The sequence below is a fragment of the Sutterella sp. AM11-39 genome (genome assembly GCF_003472385.1).
In the GTDB taxonomy this organism is placed as follows: domain Bacteria; phylum Pseudomonadota; class Gammaproteobacteria; order Burkholderiales; family Burkholderiaceae_F; genus Duodenibacillus; species Duodenibacillus intestinigallinarum.
In genome coordinates this window covers 56,383-75,779 of the sequence record NZ_QRLV01000007.1, presented here as the reverse complement: position 1 = coordinate 75,779, position 19,397 = coordinate 56,383, and the positions used below count along the sequence as shown (strand labels likewise).

The window sequence follows — 19,397 nt, the reverse complement described above, 5'->3', positions numbered from 1 at the left end:
TGAATCGACGTTCGGATTGCTGTGCTGAGGATTCTACGCAGAATTGCTTAGAAAACATACTTCAGTATCTGCAGTCCAGGACTGATCAGAAAAAGTGGCGTCGTTGTCACGAAATGTTTTCTCAGCAAAAACGCTATCAAAAAAATTACTAACTTTTTTGATAGCGAAGTTGTCGAGACATTATTTGGGAAGAGAACCACATCAAAAGGTTTTTCATAGGGTTGCCGACTACGAGAACCCATTGAACAGATACTTCAGGGTTTCACATGGTGAGACTTGCTGTTCCTGCTGGGAGTTTGGGGTCTATCTAAGCGCTCTGTAGACGAAATCTCGAGAGTTGTCATTAACGATAGGAAACAGGGAATGAGGCCTGCCGTAACTAGGTGGTTCGCGATGTAAGAACTGTTCCACAGGACAAGGGAGGCGGATGAGCTTTGTACATTGCCTTTAGCTTAAAGGTCGGAATTGTTGGATGAATGTTTGATTCTCGCAACAGTATCTTGACAAGGGGAAGGGGGGGTAGAAAGAGATACTCAACCATCCGATTAATCTTTTTCATTGAGAAAAAATGCTTTTTAAGACTCAAATTGCGCTCGCAGTTGGTAGCGCTTTTATTGCAACTTCGGCTTTTTCTTCTGTTATTCCTTCTGAACCTGAAAAACCAACGTACCTCATAACCAATATGAGTGGTGAAACACAGGTTCAAGGCCAACTTGGGACTCAGGTGTATGACCAGCTTCTGGATGGGCTTAAAAAGGATCAGACGGCTGTTGTCTACTCCCAGTGGAAGAATGCAGGAGGTACTTCTGCTTCTTTGTTGGCGGCTCTGCAAAATGGACAGAATCTGACTAACGAAGGAACAATCTGGGTTCTCGGTGGTGGAAATTACGGTAACTATGCCGAGGGCATGGGTAATATCAACGGTGTAACAACCACTCTGACCAACAAAGGAACCATTTATGTAAAGTCCGACGCCTGGTTTGAAGGTACAAAGGCCATGGGGGCCAACGAAGGTGCAACGATTATTAATAATGGAACGATTGTTGTTGAAGGCGGTGTTGGAATGTACGCCAACAGCAATGCTAATGGCTCAATGGTTAACTGCGGCACTATCGAAGTTAAAACGAGCGATACGGCAGGTGTGTATAGCGCGGGCATGTCTTGGAACAAAGAGAACGCCGACCTGCAGGAATTCAAAAATGCTGCCGGAGGACGAATTCTTGTTGACGGTGAACGTGCCGTTGGTGTCTGGGCCGAAGATATTAAGGACAACTCAACTTTTGAAAATGCTGGTTCTATCATCGCAACCAACGGTGGGACGGCGATCACGGCTTCTAAAGCAACCAACTTTACTCTGGCTTTGTCCGGGGATTCTCACATCGAAGGCAAAGTTGCACTTAATGACGATGCCAACATCACAGCTACGGGCCTTACCTCAACTGAGGAAACGCTCGACTTGGTCAATTCCAACCTAGGTAGCCTGACTCTTGAAAACTCTACTCTGGGCTTTACGGGGGATGGAGCCCTTTCCGTCACCAACTACAACGGTGACTCCAATTCCTCTGTGCTTCTCAAGGACAACCGCACGCTTACGGTAACGAATGCTCAAGGCAATGTTGTTATCACATCCGACCATACTGCTGAGACTGGAAAGTTGGTGACGATCAGTAATGTTACCGGCGAGAATTCTTCTGTTTCTGTTAATTTCACGAACAACGTGACTGATACACTTGCCTCTGCTGATGATGCAGCGGATCTTGTTAGAGATCAGATCTCTGTCGGCGGAAAGGATGGAAATGTCCAAGAGGCTGTTTTTGACCAGGGTAGCATTTTGGGCGAAATTACGGTTGATGCTGACGGCAACGTAACCGCGAAGTCCAATACAAACCTAGATGCCTACCGGTCTGTTCATGCTTTGGCTGCAATCGGCTGGCGCAATGAAATGAATGACCTTACCAAGCGTATGGGTGAACTGCGCGACAGTCCCGCAGGTGTCGGTACGTGGGCCCGCATGTACGGTTCAGAGCAAGAATACGGCGGTCAGTCTGTCACCAGCAAGAGCACCTCGATTCAGGTCGGTGCCGACTATGACATTGGATACGGTTGGAAGGTGGGTGGTGCATTCACTTACACCGATGGCGATGCTAGCTACAGTGACGGAAGCGCTGATGCAGATTCTTATGGGTTTGCTGTCTATGGTACCTGGCTTGCTGACAACGGCCAGTTTGTTGATTTGATTGCCAAGTACAACCGCATGAGCACCGATTTTACCCTTGGTACTATGAATGGTAGCTACGACAACAACGCTTGGACTGTCAGTGCTGAATATGGTTGGCATCTTGCGCTGGCCGATCTTGCTTTTGTGGAACCGCAGGTTGAACTCACCTATGGGCAGATCCTGGGCGACGACTTCTCGGCTGCAAATGGCGTTACGATTGAACAGGACGATTTTGACAGTCTGATTGGTCGTATTGGCGTACGTGGTGGTTTTTATTTCCCGGAAAATAAAGGCACGATCTATTTGCGAGCATCTGTTTTGCATGATTTCCAGGGGGAAATGGAGTCACGCGCAACCAATGGTACTGCGAACGCACGTTTCTTCGATGATCTCGGAGGTACGTGGTATGAAGTGGGCGTTGGTGGCAACTTCAACTTGACCGATCGCACCTACACATATGTAGATTTGGAAAAAAATGCCGGCGGCGAGGTGAAGGAGAACTGGCGTTGGAACGTTGGAATCCGCCACGTCTTCTGATCGTAACTGTTAACGGGGCGCCTTTACTCTGATCTGGTGCCCCTTTCGCTTCGAAGTGTCCTCGAATTCATCTGGAATCGGGGACACTTGCGTTTTATCGAGATTTTTTAAGGTCTCGGGTTTATCTTGCATGCTACTACGGTAGATGTTCCCAAACGCTTCCAAAGGTAAGCATGTCAGAGATTCCCGTGATGTTGCCGATATTTTTCTGAATAGAAAGGCGGCTAGTTCACCCAGAGACTCTTAAAAATCAATCTTCCAAACCGACCAGGTCGTCGACGCCGCGGTGGGCAACCGGCTCGATGCGGTGCAGACCCGGATTTTCGTGGCTGTAGGCTTGGCCGCTCACAATGGCGCGCAGGCCTTCAAAATCCATGATTTGAACGTGCTTTTGATTGACGATGATCAGGTTGTCGTGCGAGAAGCGGCTCAGAACGCGGCTCACCGTTTCGAGTTTGAGGCCTAAGTAGGAGCCGATTTCGGCGCGGGTCATGCGCAGCACAAACTCGCTGCGCGAGTAGCCGCGCTGCTCGAAGCGCTGCGAAAGGTTCAGGATGAAGGCAGCCAGACGCTCTTCGGCGTGCATCGAGCCCAACAGCAGCATCACACCGTTTTGGCGCACGATTTCCATGGCAAGCAGTTTTTGGAAGTGCTGGCTCATGGAGAACATGTTCTGCGTGACTTCAAGAAGCTTGTCGTAGGGAAGGATGCATACTTCCGTGTCTTCAAGTGCGATCAGATCGCTTGAGTAGACCATGCCGGCCAGGCCGTCGAGACCGACGATGTCGCCCGACATGTGAAAGCTCGTCACCTGTTCGCGGCCGTCGGAACTCGTGACTGCACTCTTTAAGAAACCCAGGCGGATGGCGTAGAGCGCATCAAAGCGGTCGCCCGCACGATAAAGAGCTTCGCCGCGGCGCACGCGCTTTCGGGTGCTCACTAACTCCTCGAGCCGTTCGATTTCTTTGAGGGTGAGGCCGAGCGGAAGGCACAATTCGCGCAGGTTGCAGTTGGAGCACGCTACCCGAAGGGTTGCCATGTTGATCGTGGGGTTGTTGAGCATATGGGTCGAACGCAAACAAAACGGCCCGGCGGAAGAGCTCCGGGCAAGCACACTGAGCTGCAACGGCTTTCGGTCGGCGGTGTCAAACCGGGTGGCGACTTAGGATTTGAAACGGCGTGCGTGCTAATGAAAGAATAATCTCCAGCGTTTACACTGCCGCAAGCATCCAAAGCCCGTCCTTCGGGAAGGCCGGCAACCGAAAACCGCCGGCAGCCAGGGGACTTTGCCGCTAAGAGCAGAGCCGATTCAGGCCGGCAGTAAACTGTCGTCGAAACATTTGATTGTTGTCAAAGGTTTCGCTAATTACTGAATCATAACAGGTAAGTTTGCGTTTTGTCATAGAAATTTTCGAGGTTTCTCAATATGGATTTCGACCCCACACGTGCCGGCGTAGAGCTGCCCGATGAAGCTCTTTTGAAGAAATTCGACGTTCCCGCACCGCGCTATACGTCTTATCCGACGGCCGACCGATTCCATGGCCGCATCACGCCTGAGGACTACCAGGCCGCGCTCGCCCGCCGAGAAAAGGCTGCCAAGCCCGCCAAGCTTTCGCTCTACTGCCACATCCCGTTCTGTAACGACGTGTGTTTCTATTGCGGCTGCAACAAGATCGTCACGCGCGATCACTCGCGCTCTGCGGCCTACATTAAGACCCTGTTGAAGGAGGCAGATCTTGCCAAGGAACACCTCACGGGCATCAAGACGCTCGAGCAGCTGCATTGGGGCGGCGGTACGCCCACTTTTCTAAACGACGACGAAATTCTGGAACTGATGGCGGGCCTCAATGAGCGCTTCCCGTTTGAGGAAGGCGGCGAATTTTCCATTGAGGTCGATCCGAGAAGCTGCCCTCCGTCCAAGATCAAGACGCTTCGCAAGGCGGGCTTCAACCGCATGAGCCTGGGCGTGCAGGACTTCAATCCGGACGTGCAAAAGGCCGTCAACCGCATTCAGCCTTTCGAAATGACCAAGGAAGTGCTCGAAAGCGCCCGCGCCGAAGGATTCGGCTCGATTAACATGGACCTTATCTACGGTCTGCCGCGTCAGACGCGCGAAACATTTGCCCGCACGATCGAGCAGGTGATTGAGCTTTCACCCGATCGCATCGCGCTTTATCACTACGCGCACCTGCCCAACATCTTCAAGCCTCAGCGCCGCATCATTCCCGCGGAGCTGCCCGGAGCGGCCGAACGCGTCAACATCATGTTCGATGCGATCAAGACGCTCACGAGCCACGGTTACCGCTACATCGGCATGGATCACTTCGCTAAGGAAACCGATGAGCTCTCGATTGCTCAGGTCAACGGCACCATCCAGCGCAACTTCCAGGGCTACTCCACGCGAGCCGAGTGCGACATGGTGGCCTTGGGGCCGAGCTCGATTTCGTTCGTCGACGGTCTCTACGCCTGCAACCCCCGCGAAATCGAGCCCTGGAGCGAAGCGATCGAGTCGGGCAAGCTTGCGACCTGCCGCGGCTTTGATCTCAACGACGACGATAAGCTACGCCGCGCCGTCATCATGACGATCATGTGTCGCTTTGAGCTCGATAAGCGGGAAATCGAAGAGGAATTCGGCATCAAGTTCGACGAATACTTCGCCTACGAAATGAAGAAGCTTCAGGCCTATGTCAAGCACGAGCTTGCCGAACTCACGGCCGACAAGATCATCGTTTCGCCCAAGGGCAAGATCTTTGTTCGTGCCGTGGCCATGCAGTTTGACCGCTACTTGCGCGAATCCGATCGAGCCGGCGGCTACTCCAAAATCGCTTGATGGCAGAAACGTTGCAACCGACAGCCGTAGGAGTTTCGTTGCTGACGGCTGTCGGCAGGCAAAGCAAAGCCGCCGAGCCTGCACTTTTGTCAGCGTTTTGATTCGCTAAACTCTGACAAGTTTGCAGTGAAAGAAAAGAACAGTCGCGAGGAGGAGGCCTCATGCAAAAGTCGTTGAAAACATTGGTGTTGCTGTCGGTCGCGTCCCTGTTGCTTTCCGGTTGTGCGGCTTTGCAGCAGGATCAACAAGGCTCTGAACAGCGGCAAGAACAGTCGCAAAGAGGCACTATCGATACGATCTGCGTGGTGCGTCATCAAAATCCTCAATTGAGCTCCGATCGTCTCGTACAGGCTATTGAGGCAGGACTCAAACAACGTGGAGTGAAAACGCGCGTTGTGAACCACGATCAGGTTCCGTCCGAATGCCGCTTATGTCTCTTTTACGGCGTGACAGCGGAAAACAATGTCGCCAAATCATTTGATTTCCAAGCTGTAATTGACGGCAAGGCGCTGCAGCGGGGTTCCGGTCCCGTGCCGGCCGACGGCAACATCAAGCTCGAGACGATTGCCTTGTACGCGGCCAATTATTTGCAAAGCCTTGTCAATGCCGCCAAGCAGAAAGAAGTCCAGCAGGAAACTGCTCCGTAGCAAACGCAGGATAGGGACGCTTGCGTTTTGCCTGGATTTGCTTAAATTGAAGTCGCCGCAGGAAAAAGGCCGCGGCGATTTTTTTATTTCGGGAAGCGAAAATGAGGATCAAGCTTCCCACCGACAAAAAAAATGACGCAGAGCACAACTTTTTATTGGTACGACTACGAGACTTTCGGGCTGGATACGCTGCGCGATCGGCCGGCACAGTTTGCCGGCATGCGCACGACGCTTCAATTTGAACCGGTGGCCGAGGCCGATGTTTTCTATTGCCGTCCTTCGATGGAGTACCTGCCCGGAGTGATGGCCTGCGTGCTCACGGGCATCACGCCGCAGACGGCCGCTGAAAAGGGCATGCCTGAGGTTGATTTTGCCAAGCGTGTCTTTAAGGAACTCAACACGCCCGCAACCATTTCGGTGGGCTACAACAGCATCGGCTTTGACGACAAGGTCAACCGCGCGCTTTTCTGGCGCAGTCTTCTGGACGTCTACAGTCACGTTTGGCGAAACGGCTGCTCGCGCTGGGACTTGTACCCGTTCGTACTTGCCGTCTGGGCGCTTCGCCCCGAGGGCGTGGAATGGCCCAAGGTGCGCGGCACCGATCCCGACAAGCCCGAACGTCAAACCTTCAAACTTGAAAAACTGACGGCAGCCAACGGCATTGAACACAGCCACGCACACGATGCTTCGAGCGACGTGTCGGCTACGGTGGCGCTTGCGCGATTCCTTGCTGAGAAAAAGCAGCGGCTGTGGCAATGGGCTTTGAACAATCGCACCAAAACCAAGGTGGCTGAAGCGCTCGATACGCGTCGTCCCTGTCTGTGGGTCGATCCGAGAGCGGGACAGGAGCGCGGTTTCCTGCGCTTTGTGATGCCGGTTGCTCGAAACCCCGACAATCAAAACGAATACTTCGTCTGGGACTGTCGTGAGGATCCCGATCAGCTCACGAGCCTATCGCCCGAAGTGATTGCTCGACGTGCTTTTGCGCCGGCCTTCATGCGAGAAGAAGGTGAAGAGCCTCTGGCGTTGCGTCGACTGCGCATCAACGAGTGTCCTTTTGTCTGCGCGGATCTGCGTGTGGCGTCAAGTTCGGTCTGCGAGCGCTTTGGTATTGATCTGCGGCAAGTGGTTGATTTCGGCGAAAAGCTCACGCGTCTTCACGGCATGATTGAAGGTCCCGTGCTGCAGGCATGGCAGATCTTTGAAGAACAGAACAAAGCGCGTTTTGAAAGCGAAGGCCCCAAGGATCCCGAAACGGCGCTCTACGACGGTTTTGTGAGCGAAGCCGATCGGGCTCGTGCACAGGGACTTTTGAATCTCGACTTTGAGACTATCGCCGAGCAGGTGCACGACGGAAGGCTCTACTTTGACGATGAACGCCTCAATGAATTGCTGTTTCGCCTGCGTGCCCGCTGTGCGCCGCAGACGCTCAATGATGCCGAGCGGGAAAAGTGGCTTGCCGAATGCCGCAAGCGGCTCACGCAGCAAGGGGCTGCTACGACGACGCTTGAGAAGTATTTCGAAGAGATTGATTCCGTACGCGACCGCTACGAGACTCTGTTAAACGAAGGCAGCATCACCGAAGAGCGGTACGAGGCCATCGAAAAGACGCTGTCCGACTTATGGGACTGGGGCGATCAGGCGGCCGAATACGCTCAGGTTGAAGGCTGAAAAGGAGAGAAGCAAATGACGATCAAATGCGCGTTTTTGGGGCTCGGCGTGATGGGCTATCCCATGGCCGGACATCTGGTCAAAAGGGGCTTTGAGGTGACGGTTTATAACCGTACGATCGCCAAGGCTCAGAAGTGGTTGCAGGAGTACGGCGCCGCTTTTAAGGAAACGGCGTTTGAGGCTGTCAAAGACGCCGACTTCGTGTTCGCGTGCCTCGGAAACGACGATGACGTGCGCAGCGTTGTGTTGGGAGATTCGGGCGCCTTTGCCGGCATGAAGCCGGGTGCGGTCTTCGTGGATCACACGACCGATTCTGCCGATCTTGCGCGCGAGCTCTTTGCGGTCTGCAAGAAGCGTGGGCTGGGTTTCCTGGATGCGCCCGTTTCAGGCGGCCAGGCCGGTGCCGTCAACGGCGTTCTTACCGTGATGGTGGGCGGCGCATTCGACGTGTTCGAAAAGGCAAAGCCCGTCATCGATGCTTATGCCTGCAACGTGACGCATCTGGGGCCCGCAGGCAACGGCCAGCTTGCGAAGATGGTCAACCAGATTGCGTTGGCAGGCGCCGTTCAGGGCCTTTCTGAGGCGATCGCTTTCGGCATGAACGCGGGCCTTGATATGAAAAAGGTTCTGAAAGTGCTCGAAAAAGGGGCGGCAGGTTCCTGGCAGATGGCCAATCGCGGCGAAACGATGGTCGACGACAAATTCGATTTCGGTTTTGCCATCGGCTGGATGCGCAAGGACTTGGGGATCGCCATGGCCGAAGCCAGACGTAACGGTTCATCGCTTCCGGTGACTGCATTGGTTGATCAGTTCTATGGTGAACTGCAGGCGATGGGGGCGGCGCGAATGGATACCTCTTCGCTGATTAAGCGTCTGCCGCGTAAAAAAGCGTAGCTGTCCGCATTTCCATCATTTTTCGGCCCGCTTCGAAGCTTGGTTTCGTTGCGGGCTTTTTGCTGCTCCGCGCTAGGTAAAACTGTCTAACCGATTTGCCTTTTTGTCAAAGATGCAACGATTTTCCACTGATTTCTGCCTATTGTTGCGAAATGAGAATAATTCCTATTACAATTCGCAACGATTCAAGACGGTTCGATAGATCTGGAAAAAAACGCTTCTTGCCGTCGCTTCTTCCTACTTTTAAAGAGACAACAAATGACCAAATTCAAGACAACGCTTCTGGCGATGGCGGTGAGCGCCGCCGCCTTCTCGGTTCAGGCAGCTCAGGTTTCGCTTTATGGTTCCGTTTCGACGGGTGTTCTTTACCAGAACCAAGCTTCCTTGTCGGGTAGCCAGGACGCGGCTAACCAGGAAAGCAAGGATTCGTTCACGATGGAAAGCGGTTTCTGGGGGGATTCCATCTGGGGCATTACCGGTGAAGAAGATCTCGGCAACGGCTGGACCGTCGGCTTTACGCTTGAAAACGAGTTCGGCTCGGACACGGGTGAAATGGCAGGAGCAGATCCAGAGGGTAGCGTGCTTTTTGACAGCCAGGCCTATTTGCGCATCGGTAATGACAAGGTGAATTTTGCCTTCGGCAACATCGGCGGTCTGGCAAGTGCCGGCGGCGACTTTGATTTGCTTTGCGCTTTTGACCCGATGGAAGCCTTTGTCGGTGTGGCAGGTCTCGGTGCTTTTGCGTCTAAGGATTTTGCAAGCGGCAACATGGCTGTTGTCGAAGTGACGCCGATGGAGGGCTTCAAGGTTTCTCTGATGGGCAACACCGGTGATGACGACTCCAATGCCAAGTGGTCGGATCGCGATCACTACTACGGTCTGGGTGTGTCCTATGAAAACGGCCCGCTGGCCTTGGCTGCGATTGCTGAGATGCGCAAGTACGATCGCTTGGCTGATTGGGGTGCCAACGCTGACAACGATGACTCCTGGACCTTTACGGTGGCCGCTGCTTACGACTTTGAAGTGATCCGTCCGAGCTTTGTGTATCAGCACGCCAGCAAGACGCGCGAATTTGCGGCAGGAGAGATCTCTGACGCCGCTTATAACTTCGACAGTTTCATGCTCGGCGCCACGGCTCCGCTTGGACAGGGCACGCTGCGCGCTTCCGTTCAGTACGTCAAGGGTGAAAACGATGCGGTGTCCGACGAAGAGGGCAGTGCCACGATTCTCGGTCTGGCCTATACCTATGACATGAGCAAGCGTACGACGCTCTACGGCGCTGCGTTCTACTCGGTCGGCGGCGACGGTCTTGACAAGGACCTCGGTGCCAACGAGACAGAATTTGGTTTGATGGGCCGTGCTGATTACAACAGCGTCGGTTTCGGCGTGGGTCTTGTGCACACGTTCTAAGCACACAACGACGCAATGAAGGTGTAAACCGATTCGCAAATCAAAAAGAGCCGGGGCCCTCGATGTCACGGCTCTTTTTCAAATCTGAGCGGCGACGAACATTCTTTTGATGAGAACGAGAATTGCTAATTTTCAAGTTCTCTCGTCGTCTTCTGTGCTGCTAAGCGACATCAGGAAACAAGTGTCAACGCTTGAATGGCTGATTCATTGTTGAAAATACTGATTGATAACCGTTCTCATCGAGATTGAGAAAGGGTATCATTCGCATTGAATTTATCCATCGTTGATGACTTCGGGTCGCTCGGTGAGCGATTTCGGTGCCACCACAAACGCAAAAGCAATGAACAAAGAACGAACAATTCGCAAGCTCACGCAACTGAAAATCGAAGAACCCGGCATTGTCGCCAAGGTCAAGCTGCCGGCTCCAGAAGCGGCTCGTCTCGATGAGCTCGGATTGCATGTGGGCAGTTCGGTTCGAGTGTTAAGCGGCGCGGTCAACGAGAGCATTTTGATTGCCGTCGGAGACAGCCGCATCGGCGTGAACTTCGACGTTGCTCAGAAAATTTACGTGTACTGAGAGCCGCTCAATTGCGACTGAAAAGCAAGCGGCTCGGAACAAGGGACAGGCAAACCATGTTGTTAAAGGAACTTTCTCCCGGAACCAAGGGAACGATTGTCGGCTATGACAAAAAGGCGCCGGAATATCGCCGGCGTTTGCTGATGCTCGGTGCAACACCGGGAACAGCATTTGAGGTGGTGCGCGTGGCTCCGCTGGGCGATCCGGTTGAGATTCGCGTGCGCGGCAGCTTTATCAGCGTTCGAAAGGACGAAGCCGCCATTATGGAAGTGCGCTTGGATTGAGTTGGGGATTGCAAAATGAAAAATATCATCTGTATTGTCGGCAATCCGAATTGCGGCAAAACGACGCTTTTTAATGCTCTGACGGGCTCCAAACAGGAAGTCGGCAACTGGCCGGGTGTCACCGTCGATAAGAAAACGGGACGTTACAGTTTTGAAGGCAACGACGTTGAGATCGTTGACCTTCCCGGCATTTATTCCATTACGCCGGCTTCGACTTCCGGCGAAGACGAACGTATTGCACGCGACTACATCCTCACGGATGAAGCGCAGGCAGTGATCAACATCGTTGATGCCTCCAACCTGGAACGAAACCTATACCTGACGGCGCAACTCATTGAAATGCGCGTTCCGATGGTCGTGGCCGTCAATATGCTCGACATTGCCAAGAACCACAAGATTGAGATGGATCTCAAGGCTCTGCAGCAGGCGCTCGGTTGCCCTGTTGTGGGACTGGTCGCAGCGCGCGAGCAGGGGGTGCGTGAACTTCAAAAAACAGTTGCGGAATTTCTGAAGAATCCGCAATTGCCGCCGATGAACGTTTCGTTCGAAGATCGTATCGAGAAGGCTCGTGAGGCGATTACTCAGGGACTGCGCAAAGAAGGCGTGGAACGTCCCGAATGGTTTGCGCTGCAGCTCGTTGAAGGCGCTCCGGGCATTGAAGACAAGCTTCCTGCCGAAGCCTACGCCAAGGTTAAGAAGATTGTTGACGATGTGAATGCCGCTTATGACGGCGACGCCGATATCGTGGTTGCCGACGCGCGTTACAACTTTGTCAACCGCATCACGCAAAAGGCACTGATTCGACACGGCGAAATGAGCAACACCATGACCGACAAGATCGATCGCGTGGTCTTGAACCGTTGGTTGGGACTGCCGATCTTCCTGGCGATCATGTACGTGATGTTCCTCTTTACGCAGAACCTCGGCGCCGCTTTCATCGACTTCTTCGACATCACGTTTGCCGGCATCTTTGTCGACGGTTTCGGTCGCCTGCTTGAGGCAGTCGGCACGCCCGAATGGCTTAAGGTTTTGCTTGCCGACGGTATCGGCGGCGGTATTACGACGGTTTCGACCTTTATTCCGCCGATCTTCTTCCTGTTCCTGTTCCTCGCCATGCTTGAGGACTCGGGTTACATGGCTCGTGCCGCGTTCGTGATGGACCGCGTGATGCGCGCGTTGGGCCTGCCCGGCAAAGCCTTCGTACCGCTGATCGTGGGCTTTGGCTGCAACGTGCCCGCCATTATGGCCACCCGCACGATGGATAAGGCAACCGACCGCATCATCACCATCATGATGGCTCCCTTCATGAGCTGCGGCGCCCGCATGCCTGTGTACGTGCTGTTTGCGACGGCGTTCTTCCCGACCAATGGCCAGAATCTGGTGTTCGGCATCTATGTGATCGGCATCATTGCCGCCATCATCACGGGCTTTTTGATCAAGCGCGTGGTGCTGCCCGGTGAAGTTTCCGCCTTCGTGATGGAAATCCCGCCGTACCACATCCCGACGGTCAAGGGCGTCATGATGCGCACGTGGGATCGCCTGAAGGCCTTCCTGAACCGTGCCGGCAAAGTGATTGTTGTGATCTGCGCCGTACTGGGTTTCTTGAACAGCTGGGGTACCGACGGTTCGTTCGGCAATGAGGACTCCGAAAAGTCGGTCCTCTCTGAAATCGGCTACACGATCGCTCCGGTGCTCTCGCCGATGGGCGTGACGCAGGAAAACTGGCCGGCGGCTGTGGGTGTCTTTACCGGCATCTTCGCCAAGGAAGCTGTCGTCGGTACGCTTAACTCGCTCTACGACCAGATGGCTCGCGACAAGAATGCGGAAGCTGCAGGCGAAGGCGCTGCTGCACCCGCTGAAGAAGAAGCCGACGAAGGTTGGTCGCTCGGTGCCATTCTCTCGGAAGCCGGCGGCACGATCGTTGACAATCTGGCTGACCTGGGCGGAGCCTTTACTGATCCTCTCGGTATCGCCGTTGACGATTTGTCGGATACGGCAGCCGCCGCCGAATCGCAGGAAGTGACGGTGACGACCATCGACATGATGCAAAAGCTCTTCGGTTCTCAACTGGCTGCTTTTGCTTACCTGATGCTTGTGCTTCTCTACATGCCTTGCGTAGCGGCAATCGCAGCGGTCTATCGTGAGGCAGGCGCAGCCTGGACGCTGTTCCTGGCGGCCTGGACGACGGTTCTCGGCTACTCGACGGCCACCATCGTCTACCGTGTTGGCACGTTTGCTCAGGATCCGCTCTACGCGACCGTGGCCATTGTGATTTCGCTCGGCCTGCTTGCCTCTCTGTTGTTCTTCATGCGCAACTACGTGAAGAACAATCGCGGCAAGGGTCCGAAGGTGATCCCGATCGCTGTGGCGCAGCCTTCGTAATCAAATAACCGTAAAGCTTCGGAGAACAAAGCTCTGAAGCACCTGACTGGCCGCATCCGATACTCAGACCAGAGATTCGCTGTCGGATGCGGCTTTTTCTTGCATGTAACACAAGGACAAAGTATGAGCCTTTTGATGGATATCCAGGACTATCTGCGCCGTTATGGAACGGCTACACAACCGGAACTCGCGCAACAGTTCCGTACCACCTTCGAGATGGTGGAAATGGTGGCGGAGACTTTGAGAACCAAAGGCAAGGTGCGGTTCACGAAAGTACTGCCGGCGTGTGCAAGCGGTGCTTGCTCAGGATCATGCGCCCAGACACCGAAGCATGACGAAGGAAAGCGAGTGCCGGTGCGCGTCTATGAGTGGATCGGCACCAAACCCTGACGGAGATTCGGCGCCAACTTGCTACAGCAGATCGTTGAGTAGAGTGGAAGGAGGCGTCTGATGAATCGGATAGAGCCAGTTTTCGTATTTCAACCCCATGTCGGCATAAAGCTCGAAGCCGGCTCGGCGATCGCCGGAGACAAGCACAAAGTTTCGGGAAAGTGCCTGACCGGCAATTAATGCGTCTTGAAATGACAACATATGGCCAAGACGGCGAGAGTGATCGTAAAGCTTGGCGGTAACTTCGGCGTCTTCCTTGGTGAAAGGTTCGATCCGAATTGATGACTCAAGTTTTTCGAAAACTTTGAGATACATCCTGGCCTTATGAGTTATCACTCCTTCGGGACTTATTTTCAAAATTCCGTGGTAAATCTCCATCCAGCTCAAAGAAGATGTAAACAGTTCGTCGTTGGTATGTTTCGCAAGATGGCTGTTAAGAATGGCCGACGTGTCGTTGGCAGCGGCGATCAAAATGTTTGTGTTCAACAGGTAGCAGGTCACTTGAAAAGCTCCTTGGGATTCCAGGCTTCTCTTGGTTCGATTTCGAGAGGTTCCCAATCGTCACCGAGCTCCTGTCTAAGCTGAGCCATTTCATGCATGAAGACTTGCAGACCGTTTTGGAGCCCTTCGGGTAGGTCGGGTTTTGGCTTGAGGATAATTTCTCCGGTATCCGGATTGCGGCGAATCCAGACTTCTTTGGTGTCGAATCGAAATTCCTTTGGCAGCCGCACGGCCTGGCTACGGCCGGACATGAAAACTTTTGCGGTTTTGCTCATTTTTTTTGACTAAAAAAGATATATCAATGAGATATATCTGATTATGCCAAATGTGCCTATCTCTTGTAAGAAGGTCTGCTCATAAGATGTTGGGATAAAGATTCAATTTTCTGTTTGGAACGAATTTAATAAAAAAACATCCCCAATGAAAATTTAGATCTATTTGGGGATGTGTGAAAAGAGTTTTGTGATCCCTTAATAGGGAAGATGACTCACATTAGAAGACGTAGCGACCACCGAAGTTCACGCGCCACTTCTGGTCAATATCGCCATCGAAACTGGTAACGATATCAATGAACGCATGCACAGAGTCGGTCACGTTATAGCCAGCGCCTAACGAAACTTCGCCCCAATTGTCATCAAGCTTGACCGTTAGCAAAGCAAGGTTTATTGGGCTATGGAAAATTTCCAGTTTCTTGTTGCAATTGAATACGGAAGGTTGTTAAATCGGCTGTTTTTCTAATGCCAAGTTTATGGAAAACATTTTGTCTATGGCGTTGTAGGGTTCGTTCACTGATACCTAAATGTTCAGCAATATCCGCACTTGTTACGCCGGTTAACAAATCTTTGGCGACTTGTTTTTGCTTATCTGTCAGACTATTCCAACGGGCCGTGGCCGAACGGTTAAGACGAGCTAAATACTGTTTTTCCGCAATTTTGATAGCCTTTTGGACTGCTGTAAGAAGTTCATCAGGTTCGAAAGGCTTTTGTAAAAAATCAACAGCACCATGCCGGAAAGCGTGAATTGCAGTATTCATATTTCCATGCCCAGTTAAAAATACTACAGGCAGAGCGTGGTCACACGTGTTTAGAAACTGTTGAAGTTCCAAACCTGAGATAGAGGGCATGTTAATGTCTAGAATGATGCAGCCAGGTTGTTCAAAGTTTTCATTTGCTAAAAATGATGTTGCAGACACGTAGATGGCGACTCGCCAATCAGCGCATTCGAGACAAAACTTGATGGCATCAAGTAGTTCAACATCATCATCAACGACCCGTATTAAAAAACAATCTCGTTTTATCTCAAGCATATCTATTTTTTTCGCAGAACAGGAAATTTCATAGTTATCCGAAGACCGCCCTGCTTTGTGTTGCTAAAAGTTACTGTTCCGGCATGTCTGTCAACGATACAGCGAACCAATGAAAGCCCAAGCCCTAGCCCTTCTTTTTTTGAAGTTGACAATGGTTCGGATAACGATTGCAAGAGGGTGTTGTCAACATTTTGTCCATTGTCGCTTACATCCAGATGAACAGACTGACTTGAAACACTTAGATCAATATTGATTCGACAGGATTTACCAATGGCTTGGATGCTGTTTTCGATTATATTGTTCAATGCTAATTCGAGTTCCAACTGAGAGCCCAGGATCCATATGTATTTGTATCTACAGTTCACTTGGAAAGCTTTTTCGGACATTTTCCCAGCGATAACCATATTGTCTACGCTTGTTTTGACAATTGAAAGTAAGTCAATTTCATTAAAAGGCAATTCATTGCTTTTTGCGTAGCTTCGAACGTAATTGACAATATTGTTTGCTTTTCTTGCTCTGGCTTCGATTTTGGCAAGAACGTCAAGAGCAACGCGTTGTTGAGATATTGGTAAAGCAGTACATACAAGCTGGCGGATCCCTTGTGAATAGAGCAGGATTCCGCTCAATGGTTGGCTGAGCTCATGTGCGACCATGCTCGAAAGCTGAGTGATTGTCAGAGCTCTCCTAGTTTTTTCGTATCGTTTAGATACGTCAATTGCATACTGAGAAAGTTGTTTTTGACGTTCAAGTGCTTCGCGAAGTTGAGCTGTTTTAACGACTACGATTTGGGAAGTTCGCCAAGAGTGCCAAAGAAAAAAGGCAATTGCAGCCAATGCGCAGAGAACGGCAAGTCGGTATTCCTCCCAAATTCGACGTAGCGTCCATTGGTTTAAGTAGGCATAAGGGCCAGTCTTCAGGACGCGATAAAGTTCATCAGTTTCTCGAAAATCGCTTGCCATTGTCCATCGCTGGCCATCGGATACCGGTTGCATGGCATAAACCGCATTAGCGATCTTGACGCGCGTACTGCTGTCAAGTTCCGGAGAAGCCAGGAGACTCCAGTTCGGGTAGAGTTTCGTGCTTGTCATACACGAAACGGATTTTTGACGTTTGATCGAGAGAGGTTTGAGATCTTTGAGAACATCAATGCCTTTGGCAGCCATTCTTTCGGCGTAGCAGACATTGACAGTTGCCGCATCTACTTCACCGTTGCGGACCGCCTCAAGGCGTTGACGAAAGTCTAGACCGTAGGATTTGACGTTGGAGAAAAATCCGCGCCATTCATGTCCAGCATCCGCGATCTCGCGGTAGACCACTTGAATAGCCTGAAAGCCGTTTGGCTCATTGACGGCAATACTGTGACCTTCCAGATCGTCCAATGTTTTAATTGGACTATTTTTACGTACCACGACCAATGCACCAACGGCGTGATCAGGATCTGGTTGATGGTGAGAAACCAGTGTTGCTATATCGCGGATGCCGTCACGCAAATGTCGCCAATATGTCGAGGCGCCGACGACGGCAACAAACTGACCCGGCATGCCGAAAACTTTGTCGACTTCCTTTATTGACGTCAATTGCACAACCCGAAGCTCTCGAGGAGCGATTGCTTTACGAATTGCTTCGATTGTTGGCGCGGCACAATCCATTTCAATGCCAGGAAGAGAAAATTCACTGGCATAGAAATAAACCGGTTCCGATTTTTGTATAGCGCCACAGATATTTCCTGCCCAAGCAATGCTCAGTAGTGCAGCTAATTTGTACCAGCTTGCTTTCATTTTTGCCTCAATCGCAGGAACTTTTGACCAATCTTAGCAACGGTAGAAAACCATCTATTCAAGCTAAGAGAGGCTTTTTGACAGCACACAAAGTGCGCGCGCACCTTCGCCGATATAGTGAAGAACGTGGGGAATTGAAGTCCTCGCCATAAGAACAAAAGAGGAGGTTGACAATGACTGGGTATGTACCGAAGTTTGCAACTTTTGCGATAGCTGCATTTGTTCATACAGCTGCTTTTGCAGCCCTGATGGATGGTTCGTATGTCGCAAGTGCTCCTGGTGTCTGGGGCAGTCCGGTAGAGACGACTGTCGTTGTTAAGCAAGGCAAAATTGCGGATATCAGTTTTAAGCACAACGAAACCGAGGGAGTAGGATCCCGTGCGCTGGATGTCATTGCGCGATCGGTTGTCAAGACGCAATCCCTTGCCGTGGATGCGGTTAGTGGAGCAACTGCTTCAAGTAAAGCTGCTTTGATGGCTCTCAGTGTTGCACTTCAAAAAGCTGGATACCAGGCGTCGAATGGCGTGAAAAATACAGTTCAAACCGCATTTGGGGATGCTTCGACCGATGTTGTAGTTGTTGGCGGTGGTCCTGGTGGCATGATGGCTGCTATTGAACTGAGCCGTGCAGGTAAAGATGTCATCCTGCTTGAAAAGCTTGGCGTACTTGGAGGAAACGGTACCTTTACTTCAACATATATTCAGGCTGGCGGAACAGTTGTTCAAGCCAAGCATAAGAGTACAGATACAACTGTTGAGGGATTTGCAAAATATTTGTCAGGGTATCCGGATACCGATCCAGTTATGGCTCAAACTGTTGCTCCTGAAAGCAAAGTTGTTGTTGATTTTCTGGTTGAAAACGGTGCTGATCTTGATCGTATTTTTAAGCCTTTTGCACATGCGCCTTCGGACGGACGTGCTCCGGGACTCGAAATTACCAAAACTTTTACCAAGGCCTTGGAAAAGGAAAAGGTGGATGTACGTTTGAATGCTCGAGCGACAAGAATTTTGATGAAGGATGGTAGAGCCGTTGGAGTGGAGGTCACACCTTTGAGTGGTAAGCCATACAAAGTAACAGCCAAAGCTGTTATTTTGGCCACAGGTGGTTTTTCTGCCAGCAAGGAGATGCTCAAGCAATTTGCACCTGAGGCGGCAGTGTTGGGTACGACAAACTCTGCTGGAACGCAAGGCGATGGACATCGTCTGGCTCAAGAAGTAGGTGCAAAGCTGACAGATATGGGAAAAATCGTACTTAATCCAAGCACATACAATGCCAACGGTACCCAGATTTCCTTTACCGCATTACGCTTTACAAGTGGCGGTATCATGGTCAATCAGAGTGGTAATCGATTTATCGATGATACGAGCAATGACAAAACTGGTGTGACTCAGGCAATGATTAAAGCTACTGGGGGCACGGGAAAAGCTTTTCTAATCTTTGACCAGAGTTCGGTATCCAAGCTGGCAATTATCAAGGATTATGTTCAAAAAGGTTACGTGTTGCATGATAAGTCACTCGAAAACCTAGCAAAACGGTTGGGAATTGATCCGAAAGGACTGGCTAACACAATTGCGAAGTACAAAACTTATGCAGAAAGTGGCAACGATCCTGAATTTGGTCGTAAAACCTTTGGATGCAAATTCGACACGCTTCCATACTATGGTGTGAAAATTGAGCCTGCAGTACACGCAACTTTGGGAGGAATAGCAATCAATACAAAAGCACAAGCACTGGATCAGAATGGGGTACCAATCAAAGGACTCTATGCAGTTGGCCAAGTAACAGATTCCAATCTCGGTCGACACAATGTGAATGTTTTTGTCCCGCCTTCATTTGCTCGCATTGCAGTACGAGAAATCCTGAAAGAAACTAAATAGCCCAAAAAGATTTTTTCTTGACTCGAGAGCCCTTGATTGCAAGGGCTCTTATTTTTTGTTAACAGTTTGCTTTTTTTTGAATTGATTCACCGTAG

General features: G+C 51.4%; 16 protein-coding genes. 11 read left to right on the top strand and 5 right to left on the bottom strand.

Annotated features, from left to right (window positions below; all coding sequences use genetic code 11):
• The first annotated feature begins 568 nt into the window (after positions 1-568).
• Complete coding sequence (locus DW133_RS07105) at positions 569-2,755, top strand: autotransporter outer membrane beta-barrel domain-containing protein (protein ID WP_118275955.1); 2,187 nt, start codon at positions 569-571, stop codon at positions 2,753-2,755.
• A 250-nt stretch (positions 2,756-3,005) separates the two neighbouring features.
• Here DW133_RS07105 and fnr read toward each other — a convergent pair whose 3' ends face one another.
• Positions 3,006-3,818, bottom strand: a complete 813-nt coding sequence (fnr, locus tag DW133_RS07100; RefSeq protein ID WP_118275954.1) for a fumarate/nitrate reduction transcriptional regulator Fnr — start codon at positions 3,816-3,818, stop codon at positions 3,006-3,008.
• A gap of 363 nt (positions 3,819-4,181) precedes the next feature.
• Here fnr and hemN point away from each other — a divergent pair, with 363 nt between their 5' ends.
• The 9 genes from hemN (at position 4,182) to DW133_RS07055 (ending at position 13,840) form a co-directional block, all read left to right on the top strand.
• Entirely contained in the window at positions 4,182-5,585 is a 1,404-nt protein-coding gene (gene hemN, locus DW133_RS07095; RefSeq protein ID WP_118275953.1) for an oxygen-independent coproporphyrinogen III oxidase, read from the top strand.
• Between the two features lie 161 nt (positions 5,586-5,746).
• Positions 5,747-6,232: a hypothetical protein gene (locus DW133_RS07090; protein ID WP_147408896.1), complete on the top strand. Its 486-nt coding sequence runs from the start codon at positions 5,747-5,749 to the stop codon at positions 6,230-6,232.
• A gap of 132 nt (positions 6,233-6,364) precedes the next feature.
• Complete coding sequence (gene sbcB, locus DW133_RS07085) at positions 6,365-7,903, top strand: exodeoxyribonuclease I (protein ID WP_118275951.1); 1,539 nt, start codon at positions 6,365-6,367, stop codon at positions 7,901-7,903.
• A 15-nt stretch (positions 7,904-7,918) separates the two neighbouring features.
• Positions 7,919-8,797, top strand: coding sequence for an NAD(P)-dependent oxidoreductase (locus tag DW133_RS07080; RefSeq protein ID WP_118275950.1), 879 nt, complete (start codon positions 7,919-7,921; stop codon positions 8,795-8,797).
• A gap of 258 nt (positions 8,798-9,055) precedes the next feature.
• Positions 9,056-10,207 (top strand): porin, encoded by a 1,152-nt coding sequence (locus DW133_RS07075; RefSeq protein WP_118275949.1) that lies wholly within the window; start codon positions 9,056-9,058, stop codon positions 10,205-10,207.
• 340 nt (positions 10,208-10,547) lie between these two features.
• On the top strand, positions 10,548-10,784 hold the full coding sequence (locus tag DW133_RS07070; protein WP_118275987.1) for a FeoA family protein: 237 nt from the start codon (positions 10,548-10,550) through the stop codon (positions 10,782-10,784).
• A gap of 56 nt (positions 10,785-10,840) precedes the next feature.
• Positions 10,841-11,068, top strand: coding sequence for a FeoA family protein (locus DW133_RS07065; RefSeq protein ID WP_118275948.1), 228 nt, complete (start codon positions 10,841-10,843; stop codon positions 11,066-11,068).
• Between the two features lie 15 nt (positions 11,069-11,083).
• Entirely contained in the window at positions 11,084-13,450 is a 2,367-nt protein-coding gene (gene feoB, locus DW133_RS07060) for a Fe(2+) transporter permease subunit FeoB (protein WP_118275947.1), read from the top strand.
• Between the two features lie 135 nt (positions 13,451-13,585).
• Positions 13,586-13,840 (top strand): FeoC-like transcriptional regulator, encoded by a 255-nt coding sequence (locus DW133_RS07055; RefSeq protein WP_158571145.1) that lies wholly within the window; start codon positions 13,586-13,588, stop codon positions 13,838-13,840.
• 21 nt (positions 13,841-13,861) lie between these two features.
• Here DW133_RS07055 and DW133_RS07050 read toward each other — a convergent pair whose 3' ends face one another.
• The 4 genes from DW133_RS07050 to DW133_RS07030 form a co-directional block, all read right to left on the bottom strand.
• Positions 13,862-14,341, bottom strand: coding sequence for a type II toxin-antitoxin system VapC family toxin (locus DW133_RS07050; protein WP_158571144.1), 480 nt, complete (start codon positions 14,339-14,341; stop codon positions 13,862-13,864).
• Entirely contained in the window at positions 14,338-14,616 is a 279-nt protein-coding gene (locus DW133_RS07045) for an antitoxin (protein ID WP_118275944.1), read from the bottom strand. Before DW133_RS07045 ends, DW133_RS07050 begins: the two co-directional genes overlap by 4 nt.
• 395 nt (positions 14,617-15,011) lie before the next feature.
• Complete coding sequence (locus DW133_RS07035) at positions 15,012-15,647, bottom strand: response regulator transcription factor (RefSeq protein WP_118275942.1); 636 nt, start codon at positions 15,645-15,647, stop codon at positions 15,012-15,014.
• A 2-nt stretch (positions 15,648-15,649) separates the two neighbouring features.
• The gene (locus DW133_RS07030) at positions 15,650-17,425 is read right to left on the bottom strand and encodes a PhnD/SsuA/transferrin family substrate-binding protein (protein ID WP_118275941.1); all 1,776 of its coding nucleotides are present in this window, start codon (positions 17,423-17,425) and stop codon (positions 15,650-15,652) included.
• Between the two features lie 173 nt (positions 17,426-17,598).
• Here DW133_RS07030 and DW133_RS07025 point away from each other — a divergent pair, with 173 nt between their 5' ends.
• Positions 17,599-19,302, top strand: a complete 1,704-nt coding sequence (locus tag DW133_RS07025; RefSeq protein ID WP_118275940.1) for a flavocytochrome c — start codon at positions 17,599-17,601, stop codon at positions 19,300-19,302.
• Positions 19,303-19,397 lie beyond the last annotated feature (95 nt).